Source organism: Pseudotabrizicola sp. 4114 (genome assembly GCF_031457365.1).
Lineage (GTDB): Bacteria > Pseudomonadota > Alphaproteobacteria > Rhodobacterales > Rhodobacteraceae > Pseudotabrizicola.
Window position 1 is genome coordinate 52,667 of sequence record NZ_JAVDWP010000009.1, and the last position, 22,919, is coordinate 75,585.

20 protein-coding genes are annotated in these 22,919 nt (G+C 60.6%); 13 read left to right on the plus strand and 7 right to left on the minus strand.

The annotated features are described in order from the left end of the window. Window positions 1-18: 18 nt before the first annotated feature. Window positions 19-1,188 carry an alanine racemase gene (locus J2X53_RS17485; protein WP_349038784.1) on the plus strand — a complete coding sequence of 390 codons (1,170 nt, stop codon included), beginning with the start codon at window positions 19-21 and terminating at the stop codon, window positions 1,186-1,188. Window positions 1,189-1,226: 38 nt separating this feature from the next. On the opposite strand, the gene J2X53_RS17490 is transcribed toward J2X53_RS17485, so the two are convergent. From J2X53_RS17490 to J2X53_RS17510, 5 genes are all read right to left on the minus strand, one after another. Then, on the minus strand, window positions 1,227-2,126 hold the full coding sequence (locus J2X53_RS17490) for a GNAT family N-acetyltransferase (protein WP_349038785.1): 900 nt from the start codon (window positions 2,124-2,126) through the stop codon (window positions 1,227-1,229). A 210-nt stretch (window positions 2,127-2,336) separates the two neighbouring features. Beyond that, window positions 2,337-3,794, minus strand: a complete 1,458-nt coding sequence (locus tag J2X53_RS17495) for an aldehyde dehydrogenase family protein (protein WP_349038786.1) — start codon at window positions 3,792-3,794, stop codon at window positions 2,337-2,339. A gap of 273 nt (window positions 3,795-4,067) precedes the next feature. Beyond that, entirely contained in the window at window positions 4,068-5,405 is a 1,338-nt protein-coding gene (locus J2X53_RS17500) for an aspartate aminotransferase family protein (RefSeq protein WP_349038787.1), read from the minus strand. A 44-nt stretch (window positions 5,406-5,449) separates the two neighbouring features. Beyond that, window positions 5,450-6,499 carry a phosphotransferase gene (locus J2X53_RS17505; protein ID WP_349038788.1) on the minus strand — a complete coding sequence of 350 codons (1,050 nt, stop codon included), beginning with the start codon at window positions 6,497-6,499 and terminating at the stop codon, window positions 5,450-5,452. A gap of 139 nt (window positions 6,500-6,638) precedes the next feature. Beyond that, complete coding sequence (locus tag J2X53_RS17510; protein ID WP_349038789.1) at window positions 6,639-7,307, minus strand: haloacid dehalogenase type II; 669 nt, start codon at window positions 7,305-7,307, stop codon at window positions 6,639-6,641. A 615-nt stretch (window positions 7,308-7,922) separates the two neighbouring features. Between J2X53_RS17510 and repA the strand changes: the two genes are divergently transcribed. The 4 genes from repA (at window position 7,923) to J2X53_RS17530 (ending at window position 13,031) form a co-directional block, all read left to right on the plus strand. Continuing rightward, window positions 7,923-9,125 (plus strand): plasmid partitioning protein RepA, encoded by a 1,203-nt coding sequence (gene repA / locus J2X53_RS17515; protein WP_349038790.1) that lies wholly within the window; start codon window positions 7,923-7,925, stop codon window positions 9,123-9,125. After that, entirely contained in the window at window positions 9,125-10,096 is a 972-nt protein-coding gene (repB, locus tag J2X53_RS17520) for a plasmid partitioning protein RepB (RefSeq protein WP_349038791.1), read from the plus strand. The genes repA and repB overlap by 1 nt, the downstream gene beginning before the upstream one ends. A 232-nt stretch (window positions 10,097-10,328) precedes the next feature. Further along, on the plus strand, window positions 10,329-11,420 hold the full coding sequence (gene repC, locus J2X53_RS17525; RefSeq protein WP_349038792.1) for a plasmid replication protein RepC: 1,092 nt from the start codon (window positions 10,329-10,331) through the stop codon (window positions 11,418-11,420). Between the two features lie 528 nt (window positions 11,421-11,948). Beyond that, complete coding sequence (locus tag J2X53_RS17530) at window positions 11,949-13,031, plus strand: hypothetical protein (RefSeq protein WP_349038793.1); 1,083 nt, start codon at window positions 11,949-11,951, stop codon at window positions 13,029-13,031. A gap of 80 nt (window positions 13,032-13,111) precedes the next feature. On the opposite strand, the gene J2X53_RS17535 is transcribed toward J2X53_RS17530, so the two are convergent. After that, on the minus strand, window positions 13,112-13,438 hold the full coding sequence (locus tag J2X53_RS17535; protein WP_349038794.1) for a hypothetical protein: 327 nt from the start codon (window positions 13,436-13,438) through the stop codon (window positions 13,112-13,114). 185 nt (window positions 13,439-13,623) lie between these two features. On the opposite strand from J2X53_RS17535, the gene yiaK reads away from it, so the two are divergent. From yiaK to J2X53_RS17555, 4 genes are all read left to right on the plus strand, one after another. Beyond that, a complete protein-coding gene (gene yiaK / locus J2X53_RS17540; protein WP_349038795.1) occupies window positions 13,624-14,652 on the plus strand; it encodes a 3-dehydro-L-gulonate 2-dehydrogenase in 1,029 nt (342 codons plus the stop codon). A 66-nt stretch (window positions 14,653-14,718) separates the two neighbouring features. Beyond that, window positions 14,719-15,216: a TRAP transporter small permease gene (locus J2X53_RS17545; protein ID WP_349038796.1), complete on the plus strand. Its 498-nt coding sequence runs from the start codon at window positions 14,719-14,721 to the stop codon at window positions 15,214-15,216. Continuing rightward, window positions 15,213-16,490, plus strand: coding sequence for a TRAP transporter large permease subunit (locus J2X53_RS17550; RefSeq protein ID WP_349038797.1), 1,278 nt, complete (start codon window positions 15,213-15,215; stop codon window positions 16,488-16,490). Before J2X53_RS17545 ends, J2X53_RS17550 begins: the two co-directional genes overlap by 4 nt. 38 nt (window positions 16,491-16,528) lie before the next feature. Further along, window positions 16,529-17,506: a DctP family TRAP transporter solute-binding subunit gene (locus J2X53_RS17555; protein ID WP_349038798.1), complete on the plus strand. Its 978-nt coding sequence runs from the start codon at window positions 16,529-16,531 to the stop codon at window positions 17,504-17,506. Window positions 17,507-17,553: 47 nt separating this feature from the next. Here J2X53_RS17555 and J2X53_RS17560 read toward each other — a convergent pair whose 3' ends face one another. Next, the gene (locus tag J2X53_RS17560) at window positions 17,554-18,309 is read right to left on the minus strand and encodes a GntR family transcriptional regulator (RefSeq protein WP_349038799.1); all 756 of its coding nucleotides are present in this window, start codon (window positions 18,307-18,309) and stop codon (window positions 17,554-17,556) included. A gap of 186 nt (window positions 18,310-18,495) precedes the next feature. Here J2X53_RS17560 and J2X53_RS17565 point away from each other — a divergent pair, with 186 nt between their 5' ends. From J2X53_RS17565 to J2X53_RS17580, 4 genes are all read left to right on the plus strand, one after another. Next, window positions 18,496-19,185 carry a GntR family transcriptional regulator gene (locus J2X53_RS17565; RefSeq protein ID WP_349038800.1) on the plus strand — a complete coding sequence of 230 codons (690 nt, stop codon included), beginning with the start codon at window positions 18,496-18,498 and terminating at the stop codon, window positions 19,183-19,185. Window positions 19,186-19,333: 148 nt separating this feature from the next. Then, window positions 19,334-20,404, plus strand: coding sequence for an L-idonate 5-dehydrogenase (locus J2X53_RS17570; RefSeq protein WP_349038801.1), 1,071 nt, complete (start codon window positions 19,334-19,336; stop codon window positions 20,402-20,404). 30 nt (window positions 20,405-20,434) lie between these two features. After that, window positions 20,435-21,652, plus strand: a complete 1,218-nt coding sequence (uxuA, locus tag J2X53_RS17575) for a mannonate dehydratase (protein ID WP_349038802.1) — start codon at window positions 20,435-20,437, stop codon at window positions 21,650-21,652. Between the two features lie 547 nt (window positions 21,653-22,199). After that, the gene (locus J2X53_RS17580; protein WP_349038803.1) at window positions 22,200-22,898 is read left to right on the plus strand and encodes a GntR family transcriptional regulator; all 699 of its coding nucleotides are present in this window, start codon (window positions 22,200-22,202) and stop codon (window positions 22,896-22,898) included. Window positions 22,899-22,919: the final 21 nt, after the last annotated feature.

The following is a 22,919-nucleotide window of genomic DNA, read 5'->3' on the forward strand; positions in this document are numbered from 1 at the left end:
AACCGGAACATGAAAGCCATGACCACAGACCTGCCCGAAAGCGCACCCACCGGGACGATTAAGGCACTGATCACCCCAGCGCTGCTGCTGGACCAGACACGGCTTGACCGCAACATCCAGCGACTTGCCCGGCATGCCAAAGATCTGGGCGTTGTGCTGCGCCCGCATATGAAGACGGCCAAGAGCATTGATGTTGCCCGGCGGGTTTTCCCCGGCGGGCCGGGGCCAATCACGGTTTCCACCCTCGCCGAAGCCGAATACTTCGCCAGCCACGGCTACCGCGACATGACCTATGCGGTCGGCCTGTCACCGGCATCGGCGCGGCGCGCGATGGAGATCAGCGCCCGCACGGGGGCGGAGGTGAAACTGCTGCTTGATACGGTTGAACAAGCCGACGCTTTGACAGAGGTGCGGGTTGCAACCGGCGTGACCCCTTCCGTCTTCATCGAGCTGGATTGCGACGACCACCGTGGCGGGCTGAAGCCGGACGATCCGAGACTGCCTGAAGTGGCAGACCGGATTGTCGCGACGGGTGCCACGCTTGCCGGTCTGCTGGCACATGCCGGAGAGTCTTACGGGCTCAGCACGCCAGAGGCGCTGGAGCAGGCCGCCGAAAACGAGCGGCTGGCCACAGTGCGCGCGGCGAAACTTTTGCGCGCGCATGGTCATGCCTGCCCGATTGTCAGCATCGGGTCTACCCCCACCGCCCACTTCGCCCGGAATCTGGATGGCGTTACCGAATTGCGGGCCGGGGTCTACATGTTCTTTGATCTGGTGCAGCATGGCGTTGGCGTCTGCAGCGTCGATGATCTGGCACTGTCGGTGCTGGCGACCGTGATCGGCACCAAGCCGGAAAAGGGCTGGGTGCTGGTCGATGCCGGCTGGATGGCGCTTTCGCGGGATCGTGGCACGGCAAGCCAGACGGTGGATCAGGGCTACGGCATGGTCTGTGACGAGGCTTTGCGGGTGCTGGAAGATGTGATCGTGTCTCAGGCCAGCCAGGAACACGGCATTCTGACGATCCGTCCCGGTTCGGACAAATCCATGCCAGAGCTTGCCGTCGGCACGCGGGTCCGCATTCTGCCCAACCATGCCTGCGCAATGGCGGCCCAGCACGCGTTTTACAGTGTCGTCAACGGTGACAGCGCCGAGGTTGTTGCCCGGTGGGAAAGAATCCGCGGCTGGTAGACTTGCGGTTGACAGCCTTGCCGGGGCATTGACAAAATTCAGCCTAGTGCGTGCCCGGCCAGGCCATAGACCCAAGGCTGACCGTTTTCGCGGTTCAGAAATTGGCGGCCTTTCGACATTGTGGTAACGGTTTCAGCAGCGCCCAACCCGCTCTGGTCCAGGAACCCGGCATACAGCCCGTCGTTTTCGCGGGTGTCGACGCGCACGAAACAGCCCGGCAAACTCTGCAGATGGGCTGCGGTCAGATGGGCTGCGTCCAGATCGTTGCGGGCAATTGTCGGGCCGATCAGGTGACCGCGCCCGAACTCCCGGCACATGGAAAAGCCCACGATTGCGCCGCCCCGCCACAAGACCATGGCCGAGGCAATCCCGGCCAGTGATCTGATCAGGCCTTCGCGGTTTACGCCAAACGCCTGCGCGTCCAACGTCACGATGTCAGCCAGTCTGTCCGTTGGCATTTCGGTCACTTCGCCATCAAGCTCTGGCAGCGGCGGAAGGTCTTTGCCGATCTTCCCCTGCCGCATGGAGACAATACCTTCGCTGGCAAAGCCCAGAGACACATACAGCGGATAGGCGGCATGGGTGGCATTCAGGGCAAGGTGCCGCTTGCCGCACCGCTCGAACACCTGAGTCATAAGCCATCTTCCGGCGCCTTGCGCCTGGGTGCGCGGCGTGGTGATCACCAGACCGACGGTGGCGAAGTCGTCTCCCTGCGGAAACCACATGGCACTGCCGAAAACCCGCCCGATGCCATCAACGGCGACAATACCTTGCCCGACTTGTCTGAGAAACTCCCAGTCGGCGGGACGATGGGGCCACCGGACGGCAACAGTCAGCGCGTGCAGCAGTTCGACATCGACCTCGGTGATGTCGCGGGCAAACAATTCGAAAGACTTCAGTTGTACTGATCGGTGCAAGCCAGTTGATCCGCTATTCATGCATCGTTCCTATCGCAATTGTGCGGCTGCTCATGTTGCGGGCACGAATGCTTACCACAGGTGTTTTGCCGAGGGTGACATAGTAACGCCAGCATTTTCAGCTGCTCTGGTCATCTTTGGCACAATCTTTGGCTTTGAAACGCCCATCCGCCGGTGCAGTCTACACCACAGACCCACGTCGCACCGATGTGCAGACGCTGGTGCGCATCCTCAGTCGAAGTAGCCAAGGATCGCCTTGGTTTCAAGGTAGTCTTCCAACCCCTCGGTTCCGTATTCGCGGCCATTGCCGGACTGCTTGTAACCGCCAAAGGGTGCATGCGGATCCCATGCGGGATAGTTCAGATGCACCTGACCGGCACGGATGCGCACAGCGGTGTACCTGACCAGCGCGGGGTCAGTGCCCTGCACCTGCGCGCCAAGGCCGTAAACTGTGTCATTGGCGATGGCGATCGCCTCTTCCACGTCATCATAGGGCAGGATGACCAGAACCGGGCCGAAGATTTCTTCCTGTGCAACCGCCATGCCTGTGGCAACCTCGGAAAAGATGGTGGGCTTTGAGAAAAAGCCGCGCAACAGGCCATCAGGGCGGCCGGGGCCACCGGTCAGAAGTTTCGCCCCCTCATCCATGCCGGTCCGGATCATGGCCTGCACGCGGGCATATTGCGCCCGGTTAGAGGACGGCCCGTGCGTCGTCGCCGGGTCAGCCGGATCCCCTACCCTGATCGCTTCCACCGCTGCGATGGCCAGCGCTTCAACCTCGGCCAGACGGGCGCGGGGCACGATCATCCGCGTCGGTGCGCTGCACGACTGGCCAACATTGCGCATCGCCGCGGCAACGCCCGGCGCAACAGCGCGGGACAGGTCTGCATCGGGCAGGATCACGTTGGGGGATTTGCCACCCAGCTCCTGCGAGACCCGTTTGACCGTGGGCGCGGCAACCTGCGCCACCTGAACCCCGGCGCGTGTTGAGCCCGTGATGGAGATCATGTCGACATCCGGGTGTTCGGCCAGCCGCGCCCCGACCACCGGACCGGTCCCGTTGATCAGGTTGAACACGCCGGGCGGAAACCCGGCCCGGTCGATCAGGTCCGCAAACAGCACCGCGCTGAGCGGCGACACCTCGCTGGGTTTCAGCACCACCGTGCAGCCTGCTGCCAAGGCAGATCCCGCCTTGGCCGTGATCTGGAACAAGGGCCAGTTCCACGGGGTGATCAGCCCGCACACACCGATGGGTTCGCGCACAACAGCGGTCTGACCCCGCCGCTTCAGAAAGGGGTAGCTGCGCAGCACCTCGCTTGCGACCCGCAGATGCTCGGCGGCCAGCGGAACCTGAGCCGCCTGCGCATAGCTGATCGCGGCCCCCATCTCGGCGGATATGGCATGCGCCAGAGTATCCTGATGCTCAAGGATCAGCGCCCGCAGCCGGTCGATCAGGTCGGCGCGGTCGCCGGGTGGTGTTGCAGCCCAGCCCGGAAAGGCAGAGCGCGCCGCCGCAACGGCGGCATCCGTCTCGGCGACGGTGCCAAGCGCCACCTGACCGATGACCTCTTCGGTCGCCGGGTTGATGATATCAAGCCGGTCACCGCCCGACGCATCGACCCACGACCCGTTGATATAGAACTGTCGGATGCGTAGGGTCGCAGAATGGATTTGAGTACCATTGGTCATGAGAGCTTCCTTCGGCTTTGGCCCTCGCGGCCAAATGGGGACAGGTGTCACAGAGTTGCTGGCCGGGGCACGCGGACAGACCGGGCCTGTGCGTCAGCGCAAGTGCCATCCTCTCAAGGTTACCGAGGGTACAGCGGGGAAACTTGCTGAAAGCCTCCCTGTCTGCAGCATAAATGCGTGAATTGACCCCGCTGCATGGCAGGAATGGCAGACCCTCAGTCGGTGACCCGAGAGCACAAGATCAGGTGCTATGCACAGTTACGCCATGGCTGGTCAGGCCTTTGGCAGGCTCACCTTGATCAGCGCCCGTTCAAGCGCCGCAAGGAAAAGGTCGGCATGTTCGGCCTGGCAGATCAGAGGCGGACGAACTTTCAGCGCATCCTCATTGGCGCCGGTGGTGCTGATCAGCACACTGTCGTCGCGCAGCGCATTCACCACATCCAGTGCCATGGCGCGGCGGGCCGCCGGGGCCATTCCATCGGTGCCGATATCCACGCCAAAGAACAGCCCGGCGTTGCGGATGGCCCGGAGTCCCGGCTGCCGATGCGCCAGCTGGTCCAGCCCGGCGCGCAGGTGCAGACCCATGGAAAGTGCATTCTGTGGGATCCGGTCCCGTTGCAGAACCGACAGAACCGCGTCGGCGGCTGCGATGCCGACCGTGTTGCCGGCAAAGGTGTTCGAATAGCGGGCGGTGTTGCCAAAACGGTCCATCGGCACCTGGCGACAGACGACAGCGCCAATCGGAAAGCCGTTGCCCATCGGTTTGCCAAGGGTGACAAGATCCGGCACGATTCCGTGCCGCTGGAATCCCCACATATGGCTGCCGGTACGTCCGAAACCCGGCTGAACCTCATCGGCGATGACCAGCCCGCCAGCTTCGCGCACGGCAGCCACCGCCCCGGCGATAAATCCGGGCGGGTCAATGCAGACACCGTCGCTGGAAAAGATGCTGTCGAACAACAGCGCGGCCACACCGATGCCGCGCCGGTTCAGATCCTCAATCGCGGCGCGCACCTGCGCCTCGAAGAAATCCGCCGCCTGCGCGTCGGGAATACCGGCCGGGCCAGGCAGCGGAACCATGCGCACGTTGGGGCTGAGCATGACCGCAGCGCCAAGGTTCGGTGAGACTGCGGCAACGGCAGCGCTGGTGCCATGATAGGCGTAGTCCGAGACGATCACCCCTTCCTTGCCGCTGACAAGGCGCGCAATCCGCAGCGCCAGATCGTTGGACTCGCTGCCCGTGCAGGTGAAGACCACGCGGTCCAGTTCTGCGGGAAAGGTGGCGACCAGCCGCTCGGCATAGTCAACAAGCCGGGGTTCCAGATAGCGGGTGTTGGCGCTGATCCGTCCGGCCTGCTCCATCATCGCGGCGTTCACTTCCGGGTGGCAATGACCCAGCGAAGGCACGTTGTTGTAGAAATCCAGATACTGCCGCCCGTCGGGGTCATAAAGCCACATGCCTTCGCCACGGACAAAATGCACCGGGCGGCGATATTGCAGCCGGTAGGACGCGCCAAGCACGTTGTCCCGGCGGGCAATCAGCGATGCTTCGCGTTGCGGAAGTTCGGCTTCGCCGGGCCTGTAGCGATTGGGCATAAGATCTGTGGACATGTAGTTGCGCCTGTTTGAAAGAGTGCCTTGATAACGTCGCGGGTCTACGGTGTGTCGACGCCATCCCGGCGTGACAGGGCCGCCAGAACCGCCGCCTTGCCAGAGGCGGGGTTCAGGTTTGCCAGAATGGCAAGTCCACCTTCGGCGCGGGCCACATTCTTTTTTATATACGTGGCCTCAGCGGGAAAAAGTTGGGCGCGCCAGTAATTGATAAGGATCAGGGCACTTTGGCGGGCCCGCATAAGACCAACCAGAAGGCTGGCCTCCCGCTCTGACAGCGGGAGCACAGACGCATAGCCGACAATCAGATGCTCTGCCCCACCCAGCGGAAGGCGGGGATCGTTGACAACATGACTTGCCGCAATGGCCAGATCCTGAATGCGCGGGCCAAGGCAACCATCGCCAAAGTCGATGAACCCCAGACCCCGGTCCGTGACCATCATGTTGAACGGGCTGGGGTCGTTGTGCGTCACCTGCCAGACAAGATCGCGGATCTGCGGTTCGATCACATCCACATAATTTCTCATCGCAGCGGCGACTTGCACGGTGACTGGCCCGGAGGGCAGGTAGTCCGCAAATTCCATAAGCCGGGGCCAGCAGCCGATGTGCCACAGGATCGGGCGGGTGGTTGACGGCAAGTGCAGCGGCTCAAGCGCCAGATCCAGCCGGGCAAGCGCAACACCCGTCCGGAACAGCAGGTCGGGCGTCAGCTGCGCCTGATGCAGCGGGGTGCCGTCCAGCCGGGTCTGCAAATAGCCACACACTCCGGCTTCGGCAAAGACCAGCCTGCCCTCAAGTGTCGGCAGCACCGTTGGGGCAACACAGCCCGGCGCGCCCCGCAGACCAGCCATCGCCCCGGCCTGAAACCGGAAACTGTTCATGGCTTCCGGTCTGGTGGATGTCTTCAGGATCAGGCGACGGCCATCCGCCAGATCAAGCGCCACGGTGCGCTCAACCTCTGAGGACAGGGTCGAGAGGCATCCGGTCAGACCATAGTGACGGTGCAGCAGCTCTGCCGCAATGTCAGGCTCATCAGGGTCAGTCCGCGCCGCAAGAACTGCGGCTGCCGCACAGAAAAATGCTTCCGTCGACACATGTGCAGCAGCCAGCAGGCCACGGCTCTCTGTCTCAGTCGCGCATGTGGTCACTTCAAAGGTCTCCGCTCCAATGGGGAGTGCTTTACCGGCCAGTATGGCGCTCCTGTGACAGAGCGCCATACTCTTTGTTACCGGATCAGATGCCGAACACGCCCGGCAGCTGCGATACATCGCGGATTTCGGTGTATTCATAATAGGGGTTGGCAGGCTCGTGGCCGCGGTTGACCCATACCTTGCTCTTGATCCCCAGATCATAGGCCGACATCAGGTCATAGCGGAAGGACGAAGACACGTGGGTAATGTCCTCCGGCCCGCACCCCAGCGTATCGAACATGTATTCGAATGCCTTGAAATGCGGCTTGTACGCGCCCGCCTCTTCAGCGGTCAGCACGGCATGGAACGGCGCACCGAGCTTGGCGATGTTTGACGGAATCTGCACCTTCATCGAATTGGTGATGGTCACCAGCGGGATCTCTTTGGCAAGCTTTGCCAGCCCTGCCGGAACGTCCGGATGCGGGCCCCAGGTCGGGATGCGGTTGTAGATCATCAGCGCATCTTCCTCGCGGAAGGCAACGCCATTGCGGCGGCAGGTACGTTCAAGCGCGTTGTGAACGAGATCTGCGAACGGCTTCCAGTCCTGCATTGCCTCATCAAGCCGATAGCCCTGAAAGTTCCGGATAAACTCAGTCATCCGGGCCGCGTCCAGAGTATCGGAGTACAGATCGCGGGCCGCTTCCGCCATCTGGAAATTGATCAGGGTACCGTGGGTGTCGAACGTCACATATTTCGGGCGGAAACGATCCATGTCTGTGGGTTCCTGTTAAGTTGACCTGTTGTCAAAGTTTAGGGAAACCCTGTGGCAGATTCTGCCGCATTGGCGGAATGTCCAGCACAAGCGCCTCCAGTTCACCCAGAAAACGGCAGGGGCTTTGCCAGCGCTGTCGTGACCCCCACGGCCCGAGCGCCTGAATGTCAATCACAAAGCTCTGGAGTCGCTGCTGAGGGCTTCACGCCTTTTGCAATCTGCATGAGACCCGGTAAAGGTTCCCTGCCCCACCTTCACATTTGCCGCTATGAAAAGCGAAGCCCCCTGCCCCGGTTTAGCACGTTGGCAGCGAGAAAAATGCGGCGGGCGATTCGCCCCCTCCTTTTCACGTCTAGGTTTTGTAGGATGACGTATATCCGATACAAGATGTGTTTCGATCCAGTAAAATCGAACTTTTGGCTTTTTTATCAACAGCTTACAGAGATACGCTGAGAGTTTACATGAACTCGAACCGCTTGCCGGTCACCGTGCAGCATAAAAAACAGTTGCCGCACTGTAAGTTGCGTGCCATCACTTCAGTTGTCGCAAAAACACGATTATGACGCCTTCTTGCGACGAAACTATAAAAGCCCATCAAGAGGCGATTGAGGACAGATGAACGCGAGCACATATCACCCTTCCCCAGGCTCAATTGCCAGCACAATCAGTGCCAACGCTGCACGCCTGTCTGAAGCCCTGAATACCCATATGCGCAACAGCTTTCAGCCCGAAAGCCGAAAGACTCTGCGCAAGTTCCATCCTGCCGAAGTCTCGGGGCTGACGGGTATCAGCATGTCTAACCTGCGGACGCGACATCAGGAAGGCGACTTCCCCGAAGTAGAGACTGACGCGCGTGGCAGACGTCTTTACACTGCCGAAGAAATTGACACCATCCGCAAGGTCATGGCGCGCACAGGGCGCAATGGGGAAGCTTATCTGCCCGGTCGCCGTGACGGCGACGGGCTACAGGTTATTTCTGTCGTTAACTTCAAGGGCGGCAGCAGCAAAACAACGTCCGCCATCCATCTGGCTCAACGCTATGCGCTGCGTGGCTACCGGGTCCTGGCATTGGATATGGACCCACAGGCAAGCCTGACAACAATGTTCGGCTACCGCCCGGAGATCGAGTTTTCGGAAACCGGGACGATCTATGATGCCTTGCGGTATGAAGATCCCGTCCCGCTCAGCCAGGTCATTCGCAAAACATACTTTCACAATCTCGATCTCGCCCCGGCGGGTCTGATCTTGTCAGAGTATGAAACCGAGACGGCTTATGCTTTGCAACACCGGGTTGATCCGCCGTTTACCCAGCGCCTCGCCATTGCACTTGAGGAAGTCGAGAAAAACTACGACCTCGTTCTAATTGATTGCCCGCCGCAACTTGGCTTTACCACCATGACCGCGCTGCTGGCGTCGACCGGACTTCTCATCACGGTCGTCCCAAGCATGCTGGACGTGGCGTCGATGGCACAATTCCTTGAAATGGCGGGAGAAACAGTCCGGGTTCTTGAAGAGTCGACCGGGCCGACTGATTGGAAATTCCTTAAGTTCCTGATCGCGCGCTATGAGCCGACGGACGTTCCGCAATCGCAGATGGCAGGGTTTCTGCGATCAATCCTGCTGGATCAGGTCTTGAACACCCCCATGCTGAAGTCCACCGCGATTTCTGATGCGGGCATGACCCAACAGACGATCTATGAATTGGACCCTACTCAGGTCATCCGCAAGACGCTGGACCGCATCCTCGAAAGCGTGAACGGCGTCGCGGATGAGTTTGAAAAGGTCATCCAGGAAGCCTGGGGACGGAGAACTGACTAATGGCTCGTCGCAACATATTTCAGCCGCCGCCGCCACCCGAGTCCGCATCGGAGGCAAACCAGCCGGACAGCAAACCCCGGTTCCCCAACACCGGAGCGATGTCAGGTGTCAAGTCGACACTGCGCGACCTGTCTTCGAATGCGGTCCGGGAAATTGACCCGTCACTGATTGACGACGGCGGCCCGAAGGACCGTTTGACGATCACTGATGCCGATGTTGCCGATCTTGTGCAGAGCATTCGGGCTCATGGTCAGCAAGTGCCAATCATGGTGCGCCCGCTGCTGGAAAACCCGGGACGCTATCGCATCGTTTACGGCAGGCGGAGACTGCTTGCCCTGAAATTGGCGGGCATCCCGGCGAAAGCCCTGATCAGAACGCTCACCGACGAACAGGCGATCCTGGCGCAGGGCCAGGAGAACAGTGTGCGACTCGATCCGAGTTTCATCGAAAAGGCTCTCTTTGTCACTGATCTGACCGATGGCGGTTATGACCAGTCGGTGGTGCTGGATGCCTTGGCGATTGACAGGCCCATGCTGTCCCGCATGACCAAAGTGGCCCGGACGCTGCCGCTTAGCGTGGTTCAGTTCATTGGCGCAGCCCATGGAATCGGGCGCCGTCGCTGGGAAGAGCTGGCTGACCTGGTGCGCGATAAAGAGATCGACCTCGACGCTCTTGTCGCTACCTTCGATGAAGGTTCTCGTTTGCTTACCTCAGATGAGCGGTTCGCACGTCTGTCTGATGCGGCGTTGAAAGTGGGTCATTCGGGCACCACGCAGGCTGGCACGGCCCCTGCCCTACCGGTCACTTACAACGGGTCCAAGGTCGCCGAGATCAAAGACACTCCGCGATCATTGACGATCCGCTTTACTGGCTCTGACCAACCAGAGTTCACAAGATGGATGAGAGAACATGCCGAAACAGAGGTCTTGCGCCTCTACCAGGCCTGGCGGTCGGCAACTGAAGCCGACTGATAAGAACCGAGCAGATCAACAACAAAGGGAGCACTCGCAACCAAAGTAAAAGAAAGAGCCCCCCAAGGTCACCCTCGGAGAGCCCAATCTGTTGCCTAGCATCATCAGATTTACCAGCTTCTCCCTGTCAGTCAAGAACAACCGATTTGGTTGATCGAATAAGTTTTGCCAAAAGGCGAACTCATCGGTGCCTTGCTGTGGCAACTTTTGCCCAGGCTTGCCGTGAAAAAACATGCGCTTTCAACACATCACCGCACCTTCGGGGTCGCGGGCCACAGAAGTATTGCCCGCGAACAACGGTCAACCCGACAGGTTCAGCCTGATCGAAGTTATCCGCAAGGCCAGTACACTCCTCGGCCTCAAGGCTCCCGTCATCGGAACACTGGACGCATTGTTGTCCTGCTTGCCCCCAAAACGAAGCCACAACTTCGTTTTTGCGTCGAACGCGACACTTGCGTTCAAACGCAATGGCATTTCGGACCGGACAATCCGTAGACACATAACTCAGTTGGCGAATGCTGGCTTGCTCATGCGCTCCGATAGTCCCAACGGCAAGCGCTTCACCAAAAGCGACCTGTCCACAGGCAGCATCCTGCGCTTTGGTTTCGATCTTTCCCCGCTTTTCAAAAGCTATGACCAGATCTGCGCGATGGCGGAAGACTGCACCAGACAGGCCAGTCATATTTCTTTCCTGCGGACAAAAATCAGGTGCGCCATTGCCCGAACCAGAGAGTTGGATGAAGCCAACAGTGATACGGAAACTGCATTGCGCGCCTTGCGGCGTAAGCTAAGTGCTGAAGAGCTCTGCAACATACTCGATGGCTTTGCCTCTGACGAAGAAAATCAGGCAACAGACACCGACGCTGATATGTCAACCAAGGTCGAAATGTCCGCAACTGACGGACAAAATGTCCGCCACCATCAGAACTCAAAAAAAGAACTTATAGATTCTGATGGTGCAGAGCGGGTCGCAAGCGCACAGTCACAAGGAAAAGAGGTGACGATCAGAAATCTGATGGAAGCCTGCAACGAAGCGGCAAGTTACCTACAGCACCCGGTTGAAAGCATGGCTGATGTGATAGGTCACGCACGAACCCTTGCTCCAATGATGGGGATCGACAGCGCGGCATACCATGCGGCAGAAGACAGGCATGGTACTATCGGAACTGCCGTTACCGTTTGGAGCCTGCTTCAGCTGCAAGGAAAGATCCGAAAGACCGGAGCCTACTTTCGCGCGATAACCACAGGGAAACGAAGCCAGACTTTCAATCCTTGGGCATTGGTCAAAAGCCTTATGAAGCAGAATGCTCTGCAAAGGTGTTGAAATTGTCCGCGGACAACAGCAGCGAGAGGGCAGTGGATATGCCGCTCCATCCCCCGAGCAAGGATTGTCCGCGGACAATTTCCGAAGGCTGCGTGTGTCAGACCAAGGCTGGCGCACGGGTTAAAGACTCGACCGGCGACATTTCCCTCCATGACTTATGGGCCCTAAGCGAACAAACACTGCTCAACCCAATCACCGAACAGGTCGGCAAATTCGACGCTCCAATGGCAGATGAAGGGATGTCGGGCTGTCAGTTCCACAGATGCGCCGTCAGCCAATCGCAATGCCCGACAGAGGATTGCCTGAAACCACCGCGGAAGACGCTGGCTGCGCCTCAGAGGCAGGATAATTGTGGGCCACGTGCGCTCACGCTCGGGATCGGATCAGGTTGTAAAAGGTGATCCTGCGCGTAATACTTGGACCGATTCTCAAGCGTTCAGACAGCGCGCACAGCGTGCTATAAATGGCTTATGAACGGATTCTAATATAACGCTTGGGTAAAATGCAAAATGGCCATATTTTGCACAGATGAATTCCAAGACTTCTTATCACTATAGTGAGTCCCATCCACGCGTCATTGACGAAGAGGGGGTGGACCACACGACCGAGGATGACCTGTGGTTTTTGCCCGGACCGATGGAAGAGGAGCAGAACTATCTGCCGCCCGGGCCAAAAGCCGAACCGCGCGAGGCGGCTGTTTGCGACGATTGGCGAAAAGCTGAGGCAGGCAATGCCGCGCGTCTCGCCCGTGTCGCGGCCAGAATCGGCGCGCTGGACGACAGGCTGAAGCGCGGCCCGGAGGGCTGGCGGCATCGGCTCGCGCTGATCGAAGCAGCAGATCTCAGCTGGTTTGTCGGCGACCGGGTTGGACCGGATCGGCTGGCGCTCTGGATCTCCCTGCGCCTGTGCGGCGTGCAGGACGACACAGCGGCGCTCGCGCGTGTCGGATGGGCGGTACGCCGTCTGACAGGCGGACCGGGGCCGGAAGTGGATCTGTCGGCCTTCCTTGACCGCCGCGACCCGGAAAACCTGGGCATCGAAGCAGAGCCGTTCGCAGACCGCGCGGGTGGTTGGCTGGACCTGATGGCACAAGCCGCCGCTCTTCACCCGATCACGCGCGCCTGCATGGGGTTTCACATCTGGAGCCTCGCGGGTCTTGGGCAGCAGGGCGACCGGATGGAAGCGGCGGTCACCGCGGCCCGCATCGCGGTCAGCGCGGGTCCGACTGCGAGTGGGGGAGCGGTCTTTGCGCCGCTGGCCTTGGGTGGGGCAGGGGGGCTGCGCGCCGGTGGCTCACCCGCTGCGCGTCTGGTGCGTTGGCTCGACGGGATGGAGACGGCCTGTCTGACCGCGATGCGACATCTCGATGATATCGAGGCTTGGTCGGCGCGGGCGGGAGCCGAGATGTCGGCGCTGTCGGGCAAGACACCCCCAGCTCTGCGCGCCGTGCTGACCGAATGGCCCCTCGTGTCCGCGCCGATGGCAGAGGCTCTGACCGGAGCCAGCCGTGCTGCAGTACAGCGCAACCTCGCCTGGATGGAATCGCGCGGTCTGATCCGCGAAGTGACCGGGCAGGGGCGGTATCGGATGTGGCGTGCCTCGGCACTTTAGGGGCTGTTCCGCGAGCAACCCCCGCTGCGTGTGGCAGGACAACCTTCGCCTTCGCCTATTGTCGGCTACGATTGACAGGATCAGTCAGCGGGCTGCATCCGTGTCACATGATGATGAACACGACCTGCAAACAGCCGGGCCAGAACCACTGCACTGTGGTCACGGGTTGTGTAGCGATGTGGGCTGGCGAGGGATGCATCGAGCGTCGCGTGATCCGGATAGTCGACGGCGAGGACCATAAGAATCTCCGGTGCATCCGGATCGCGCGAATCGGCAAAGGTCAGCCGGACGCCGGTATTGCCGGGCATAGCCTGCCAGAGCGGGAACAGCTCCCGATTGATCTGCTGGCGGAAACTGTCACTGTCGATCAGGGGTTTGCCTTCGAAAAACACATAGCGGGTCAGCATGATGGCACCTTTCTGTCTGTGACTGGACGCGCCTTTCCGGGTGGGCACCTCTGGGGCAACCAGCAATCCCATATGCCTGAAAGTCAGGGTCCAAACGACGGTTGTTGACAAGTATGGTAGTATGCATATTGTGGATCTGAGGCAAGCCGCATCGCGGAGGTGCCGCGACGAGGGGAGGAGATTTCATGAGCAGGGTTCCCTATCAGGAGCTTGAGGATACTATTGCGCGGGCATTTGTCCGGGCGGGTATGAGCGCGGCCAAGGCCCGGACGAGTGCCCGTTTTCATGCCGAAGCAAGTTGCGATGGCGTCTATTCACACGGGTTGAACCGGGTGCCACGCTTTGTTGAATACCTGACCAAGGGCTGGGTTGACGCAGAGGCTGAGCCGGCCCCTGTGCGGCAGATCGGCCCGATCGAAGTCCTGGACGGTCAGCGCGGGCCGGGCATTCTGAATGCGTTGCATGCCACAGACCGGGCACTGGAACTTGCGTCCGAACATGGCGTCGGCATCGTGGCACTGCGCAATACAACGCATTGGATGCGCGGTGGTGCGTTTGGCTGGTATGCGGCAGATCGCGGCAAGGTCATGATCGCCTGGACCAACACCGAATCCTGTATGCCAGCATGGGGCGCAAGCGATACCCGGCTGGGAAACAACCCGCTGGTCATGGCGGTGCCGCGCGCCGGGGGTCATGTGGTGCTGGACATGGCGATGTCACAGTATTCCTACGGCAAGTTGCAGACCACGCGGCTGCGCGGCGCGCAACTGCCCTATGCCGGCGGCTTTGACAGTGATGGCACACTGACCACCGACCCCGGCTCGATCGAGGCGTCGCGTCGCATTCTGCCGACCGGGTTCTGGAAAGGATCTGGCCTGACGATTCTGCTCGATGTTCTGGCTGCGGCGCTTTCGGAGGGTTCAGCCACCTATCAGATCGACAAGATTGATCAGGGAAGTTGCACAGGGTGTTCGCAGATCTTTCTGGTCTTTGATCCCGAACGTCTCGGTTCTGCAGAGCATCTGCAGGAAATTGTTGATGGCATGGCGGACTATGTCAACGGATCAACGCCGGCCGAAGCGGGGCGCAAGGTGACCTATCCGGGGCAGAACACCCTGGCCACGCGGCAGGATCACCGGGCAAACGGTGTGATTGTCGACGATGACATCTGGCGGGACGTTCAGGCGCTGGCCGGGGAGAAGCGCCCGACCTGAACAAACGGCTCATGCCCGGTCCGCAGGACACGGGCATGTCGATGATCGACAAGGGAGGAGGAACCCATGACAGATCGGAGCCAAGGCTTGATTGTGCGTCTGGCGGAGCAGGTGTTGAAGGTGCTCATGGTCCTGTGCATCCTGACCATGAGCGTGCTGGTGTTTACAAACGTCGTGTTACGATACGGCTTTAACACCAGCCTTATTTCGACCGAAGAAATCGCACGATATGCATTCGTCTGGCTGACGTTTCTGGGCGGCATTCTGGCCTTTGCCCGCAACCGGCATGTGCGGATGGATCTGTTCGTGAACATGTTGCCGAAACGGCCGAGGACGGTGGTTCTGCTGGCGGGGGATATCATCATCCTTGTCTGCTGCTACCTGATCGTGCGCGGCTGCTATGAGCTGGCCGCGTTGAATACGGTCAACTTCCTGCCGGTCACCGGTCTGTCGGTCGCCTGGCTGTATGCGGCTGGCATCCCGTTCGGGATTGCGGTGGCGGGTCTTGTGCTGCGGCAGATGGCACACCGTTTGCGCGGCACGACCGGGGAGCAGCAGACATGACCGTACTGATTTTTCTGGGCGGTTTGCTGGTGGCCATTGCGATGGGCATTCCGATCGCGCTGGCCCTGCTGGTTGCGGCCGTGGGGCTGATGCTGGACCTTGGCCTGTTCGATGCGCAGATCATGGCACAGAATCTGATGAACGGTGCCGACAGCTATACGCTGCTGGCGATTCCGTTCTTCATTCTGGCGGGGGAGGCGATGAATGCGGGTGGCATCTCGCGCCGGATCATCGACCTGCCGATGAAGCTGGTCGGGCACCGGCGGGGCGGGCTCGGCTTTGTCGCCATCATCGCGGCGGTTCTGATGGCCAGCCTGTCAGGGTCAGCGGCGGCGGATACTGCGGCGTTGGCGATGGTGTTGCTGCCGATGATGAAGCAGGCGGGGTATCCCGCCGAAGGGTCTGTCGGACTGATCGCGACGGGAGGCATCATTGCGCCGATCATCCCGCCGTCGATTCCGTTCATCATCTTTGGGGCAACGACCGGGGTTTCGATCTCGCAGCTGTTTTTGGCAGGGATCGCGCCGGGCGTGATGATGGGGGTGGCGCTGGCGCTGGTCTGGTGGTGGCAGTGTCAGTCGCTGGACCTGACGCCGATGCCAAAGGCGACGCGGCGCGAAGTTGCGGCTTCGGTCCGGTCCGGTCTTTGGGCGCTGATGCTGCCGGTCATCATCATCGGCGGCTTCCGCTCGGGCATCTTTACGCCGACCGAGGCGGGTGTTGTCGCCGCTGTCTATGCGATCTTTATCGGCACGGTTGTCTATCGCGAGATGGCGCTCAAGGATCTGTTCGAGGTGTTCTACAGCGCGGCAGAGACGACGGCGATTGTCATGCTGCTGGTGGCAGCGGCGGCGGTGTCGGCCTGGCTGATCACGATTGCCGACTTTCCGGCGCAGGTTGTGGCGATGCTGGAGCCGCTGATCGGCAACCCGATCCTGCTGATGGCGACCATCATGCTGGTGGTCATGGCGGTCGGAATGGTCATGGACCTGACACCCACGGTTCTGATCCTGGGTCCGGTCCTGATGCCGGTGGTGATCGCGGCCGATATCAACCCGGTCTACTTTGGCGTGATGTTCATTCTGAACTGCTCGATCGGGTTGATCACGCCGCCAGTGGGCAATGTGCTGAACGTGATTGCCGGGGTTTCGCGCATGCCGTTCGACCGGTGCGCAGTCGGGGTGCTGCCCTACCTGAGCGCGATGCTGGGGCTGCTTGTCCTGTTTGTCATCTTTCCGGGCCTGATCATCACGCCACTCGAATGGCTGCGTTAGCCCCGGATTCTACCAAAACCAAGAGGAGGAGAAACCAAATGAGCTATCAGAAAATGCTGCTTGCTGCGGGGGCTGCACTGGCGATCTGCGCGGGAACTGCCCAGGCCCAGACCTTTCGCTTTGCCGCCGAGGCGCCGGCCACGGATTCGCAGGTAAAGGCTGCCGAGCATATGAACGAGCTGCTGGCCGAAAAATCCGGCGGGACGCTTGACTTGCGGATTTTTGCGGGCGGGACGCTTGGCAATGCGCAGGCCGTGATCACCGGAACCCGCGGCAACACCGTGGATATGTTCGTGACCGGCTCTTCCAACCTGAGCGGGCTCAAGGCCGAGATGGGGATGCTGGACATTCCGTTCCTGTTTCAGGACGGCGACCATGCCTACCGCACCCTTGACGGTGAAGTGGGCCGCGCGCTTCTGGACCAACTGGATGATGTCGGCCTCAAGGGCCTGGCGTTCTGGGAAAACGGCTGGCGCCAGATCACCACCAAGGACCGCATCGTCGCCAAACCGGAAGATCTGGCCGGAATGAAAATCCGCACCACCGGTGCGCCGGTGCATATCAAGGCGTTCGAGCTTTTGGGCGCAAACCCGGTTCCGATGCCGATTGGCGAGCTGTACACCGCGCTTGAAATGGGAACCGTCACCGCGCAAGAGCATCCGCTGGGCGTGTTCATGTCGGCAAAGTTTTTTGAGGTGCAGGACAACATCACTCTGTCCCGCCATGCCTACAGCCCGCTGGTTGTCGCGATGAGCAAGGCCAAGTTTGATGCGCTGGCCCCGGAACAGCAGCAGATGCTGATTGATGCGGCGGTCGAGACTGCAGCGTTTCAGCGGCAGCTGAATAGCGACGCTTTGGCAGGGCAGGTCGCAGAACTGCGGGCGATGGGTAAGACTGTGTCAGAGGATTTTGACCAGACCCCGTTTGTTGCGGCAACGGCGCCGGTGCGCGAGGGCTTTATCGCAGAGTTCGGTGGGGCGGATAAACTGGAAGCAATCGACGCTTTGCGCGACTGAAACCTGCGCGACTAAAAGATGGGGGGCAGGCGGGATCGTCTGCCCCCTTACTGCTCCGGCATATCCATCGGAACGCGGAGCATATGCTGCAGATCAACATCTGCGCTTTCGAATATTTCGGGTGTGCGTGACTGGTGAATGATCAGATCCTGCAGGATGGTCCGCAAGTGACGGCGCATGGCGGCTTCGGCCTGAGCGGGATCTTGCATTTCAATGCCATCAACGACGGCGGTATGCTGGGCGACAAGCCGTTCGATATCCAGGTTCTGCGTTGTCAGGTAGCGGACCCTGTCCATCTGCGATTTCACACCATCCATGATCTGCCAAAGATGCTGACGCCCTGCTGCTTCGGCCAGGGTCCGGTGGAAAAGATCGTCAAGCCGCAGAAATTCGGTACGGTTCTGCTGGGTTGTGCCGCCGGCGCATAGCCGCATCTGGGCTTCGAGTTGCCGGCGAAGTTCCTTCAGCAACTGGGCTTCGTGGGCAACAGCAAGGATGCGTACCAGATCACTTTCAATCGATTCCCGGATAAACCGGGCGTCCTCGACCGCGCGGAGTGAGATCTTGCAGACAAAGGTGCCACGTTGCGGACGCACCTGAACCAGACCTTCTTCGGACAATTTGATGAACGCCTCACGCACCGGCTGTCGGCTGACGCCGAACTGAACGCTCAGCTCTGCCTCGGATACCCGCTCACCGGGCTTCATTTTGTTTTCTATGATGCGTTCGCGTAGAATCTCGACCAGTTGCCGCCCGACAGATCCACGCTGATCTATCTGGTCGCTGTCGATCACTGTATTCATGCCGCCCCACCTTTCAAACCCGGCGGGACGTTCACGGTCAGAGCGGCCCCACACTGCCTGTATGGTAGCGTCAAGATGCCGGGCCAGCAATGATCCCGGTCAGACACCTGCAACGGGAAACGCTGCAGATCCGGATTGACTGGTATGGTAGTATGGTTTATTTGTGTCAGCAGAGGAGGATTCGGAATGTTGCGTCGCGCTGAAATCTCGGACCGTTTGAAACCGCTGCACACCAGCGTTGTGGATCAGCTCTACACAGCTTTGCGGTCCGCGATCATTGACAACGCCCTGCACCCCGGCGCCCGGATTTCTGAGGCTGATGTTGCCCTGCAATACGGCACCAGCCGTCAGCCGGTGCGTGAAGCCTTTATCACTCTTGCCAATGAGGGCCTGCTGGAAATCCGCCCTCAACGCGGCACATATGTTGCCAAGATTTCGCTTCCCGATGTCATGGATGCCCGCTTCGTGCGCGAAGCGGTCGAGGCGGATATCGTCAGACTGCTGGCGCAGGCGCCGGATTCCGCGTTGATAGCCGACCTGCGGGGGCAGGTTGACCGTCAGCAGGATCTGATCGGCGGTTCTGCGCGCGATTTCATGGAAGCTGACGAAACCTTTCATCGCACCTTGGCCGAGGGCGCAGGCAAGGGCAAAGCCTGGCACATCGTGGTTGAAATGAAGGCGCAGATGGATCGGGTGCGCTTCCTGTCCAGTACGCACTTTCCGGTAGACCGGCTGATCGACCAGCATCGCGATGTGGTTGAGGCCATTGCCGGTGGCGATCCGATCAAAGCTGAGCGCGCTATCCGGCGACATCTGCAAGGCATTCTGACCGACCTGCCGGTGATAAAGCAGGAACAGCCCGAGTATTTCCTTTGATTGCGGCTGGTGGCGACGACCTGCCTGCCAGGCAGGCACGATGGCGGCCCGCACTATCCCACGACCCGATGCGATCCTGACCGCAACGCCTGTTGGTTCGCAGACAAATCCTTTCTTCATGCCAGACACTTAATGCCCTGAGGCCCCTATGACCAACCCTTCCGAAAACCGTGTCGTCTGCCTGCATGGCCAGGATGATCTGAAGCTCGAAACCCGGGCCGTTGAGATGCCCGGTCCGGGTGAGGTGCGCGTGGCGGTTCTGGCGGGTGGCATCTGCGGGTCGGATCTGCACTACTGGCTGGAAGGCGGCATCGGCACCATCCGTGTGCGGGAGCCGATCATTCTGGGACATGAGGTGGCAGGCCGGATCGAGTCTTTGGGCGAGGGTGTGACCGGGCTTGCCGTCGGCGCCTTGGTGGCGTTGAATCCGTCGCAGCCCTGTGGGGTCTGCGCGTTTTGTCAGCAGGGGCTGACGATTCACTGCAGCGCGATGAAGTTCAAAGGCTCGGCGATGTATCTGCCGCATCAGCAGGGCATGTTCCGTGATCTGATGGTCATCAGCGCGGCGCAGTGCTTTGCCCTGCCAAACGGAACCGACCCGGGCGCCGCCGCCTGCGCCGAGCCGCTGGCGGTCTGCCTGCACGCTGCCAACCGCGGCGAGGCCGTCGGCGGCAGCCTGTCTGGTAAAACGGTGCTGGTCACCGGGGCAGGGCCGATCGGAGCGCTGTGTGTGGCGGTTGCGCGCCAGCGGGGGGCGGCCGAAATCATCGTGACCGATATTCAGGACGCCACGCTCGCAGTGGCGCGGCAGATGGGGGCAGATCACGCAGTCAATACGGCCAGAAACCCGGACGGGCTGGCACAGTGGACAGCGGGCAAAGGCCAGGTTGATCTGGTCTTTGAATGCTCTGCCGCCGCCCCCGCCATCCGCGATGCGGTGACCTGTCTGCGCCCGCGCGGAACGCTGGTGCAAGTCGGCGTGGCCGGGCCGACGCAGATGCCGCTGAACGTGATGGTCGGCAAGGAAATTCTGTTCATCGGTTCGCAGCGCTTTGATGTGGAATTCGCCGACGCTGTCGCATTGATCGGGTCCGGCGCGATTGACCCGCGCCCGATGATTACCGGCACTTTTCCGGTGACCGAGGCGCTGGCCGCCTTTGACACCGCCCGCGACCGCGCAAAATCGGTCAAGGTTCAACTCTCCTTTGTCAGCGCCTAGGCGCGGCATATCAGACGGAAAGACATTCTCATGAGACAGACGTGGCGCTGGTTTGGTCCCAAAGACCTGGTTTCGATTGACGACATGTTGCAGGCCGGGGTCGAGGGGGTGGTCACAGCGCTGCACCATATTCCGACCGGCGCGGTCTGGTCCCCCGCCGAGATTGCGCAACGTCAGGCGGAACTGGCCGTGATGAAGGATGGCGCGCCGTCCGGTCTGAAATGGGAGGTGGTCGAAAGCCTGCCGGTGTCGGAAGACATCAAACGGCAGAGTGGGGAGTGGAAAGCCCATATCGAGAACTGGAAAACCTCGATGCGGAACCTGCGGGAGGCCGGGATCGAGGTGATCTGTTACAATTTCATGCCCATCCTCGACTGGACGCGGACTGATCTGGCCTATCGGCTCGCCAATGGCGCAACCTGCATGCGCTATGACGCCATCGACTTTGCCGCGTTTGATCTGTTCCTGTTGCAGCGCAAAGGCGTTGAAGGGGATTACAGCGCCGAGGTGACAGAATCGGCGCGTGCGCGCTTTGCCACCATGTCGGATGCCCGCAAGGAAGAGTTGTGCGGGAACGTCGTTTACGGTCTGCCCGGTGCGGCAGAGCGGATGTCGATGGAGGATGTGAAGACCCATCTGGCGTATTACGACACCATATCGGCAGACAAGCTGCGCCGCCATCTGATTGATTTTCTGGCCGCAGTCAGCCCGCTGGCGCAGGACATCGGCATGCGGCTGTGCTGCCACCCCGATGATCCGCCGTTCCCGCTGCTGGGCCTGCCGCGCATCATGTCGACAGAGGCCGATTACAGGGCGGTGATGGATGCAGTCGACATTCCGGCCAATGGCATCACGCTTTGCACCGGATCCCTCGGTGTCCGCGCCGACAATGATCTGCCGGGCATGATGGCGCGGCTGGGTGACCGGGTGCATTTCCTTCACCTGCGCAATGTCGCGCTGGAGGACCGTGATCTGGGCGGCTCGTTCCACGAGGCGGCGCATCTGGAGGGCAACACCGATATGGTGGCGATGATCGCGGCTGTTCTGGCAGAGCAGAACCGTCGCAAGGCAGCAGGCCGTGCCGACTGGCAGATCCCGATGCGCCCCGATCACGGGCAGGATATTCTGGATGACCAGACCCGCAAAGCACAGCCGGGTTATCCGGCCATTGGTCGGCTCAAAGGTCTGGCGGAACTGCGCGGCATCATGACCGCACTGTCACATCCGGCCGTGACGGTAGCTGAATAGCGCGAGAGGGCGAAAGACGCTCGTCGGCACACCGTTCGCGGTCGCGGTGTGCCGGAAAAACTGCTGCAATGCAGCGTCGCACGGTCCGCCACGGCCATGCTTTGCCATGATGTCTGCACGCTCGCGGACATAGACCAATACGGCTCAGCCCCTCCGATCCACTCTTGTCGGCCCCCTCGCACCCCGCGCCCCTCTGGCAAGCCGAAAGCTTGTGACGGCATCTGCAGCGGCATGGGAGCGGATGTTTTTCGCGCATTTCCGTCTCGCCTTTGACAGAAGGCGGCGAGACATCACCCGGCCATTGTCAGCCCGAGGAAGAATGGCGCCCCGTCACCCATCGTCAGGATGCCGACAGGCGGCAGATCATGCCGGCGGTCAATTCGGCCTGATCTTGGCGGCTCACTGTGACTCATACGCTCTTGAAGCGCTTCAAGTGCATACCTTTTTTGTATACAGGCATGCTTGCTTGAAAAACAGTCAAGTTCTACTAATGTCCGGAACAGTGCCTGACCTGAAGTTTCGGGCGGCATGGCTTCCGGGGGGAACAATGAACGCACTGCCACCAGGCGCGCGCCGCCATTCTGCCTATGAAGCAATCAAGGCGATGATCGTGACCGGTCATCTGGCACCGGGCCGCCGTGTGACCGAACAAGACCTGACAGAGCAGTTGCAGGTCAGCCGCACCCCCGTGCGTGAGGCGCTCAACCGGCTGCAGCGGGATGGTCTGGTGGTGGAACGCCCGCGCACGGGTTTCGCCGTGGTCGCCTTTGATGAAACCATGCTGCATGAGGTGTTCGACCTGCGGGCCGAGCTTGATGCCTATGCCACCCGGCTGGCGGTTGACCGCATCACACCGGCTGACCTGAAGGTGCTGGACGATCTGCTGAACGCAGGTGACGAGGTGGCCCGCACTGACCCCACAAGGCTCGGCCGGTTGGCCGAGATGGAACTAGGCATGGATCTTCACCGCGCCATTGCCAGATGCAGCGGCAATACCTTGCTCGCAGAGACTCTGGACGGGCTGTTGATCAAGTGCCAGGTCTTTGTCTGGATGGAGCTGACCCAGATGCAGGAATTTGAAACTGCGCGTGCAGATCACCGGGCGATTGTCGGGGCCATCGCAGCCAAAGATGCCGCCCGGGCCTGCACCTTGAGCCGTTGCCATATCCGGCAATCCCGCGATGGCATTCTGGGGCTTATGCACATGCGGCGCGATCTGCGCGACTTTTACGTCGGCAAAGGCTGAGCGGAGTCGCGCGGGGCAGGG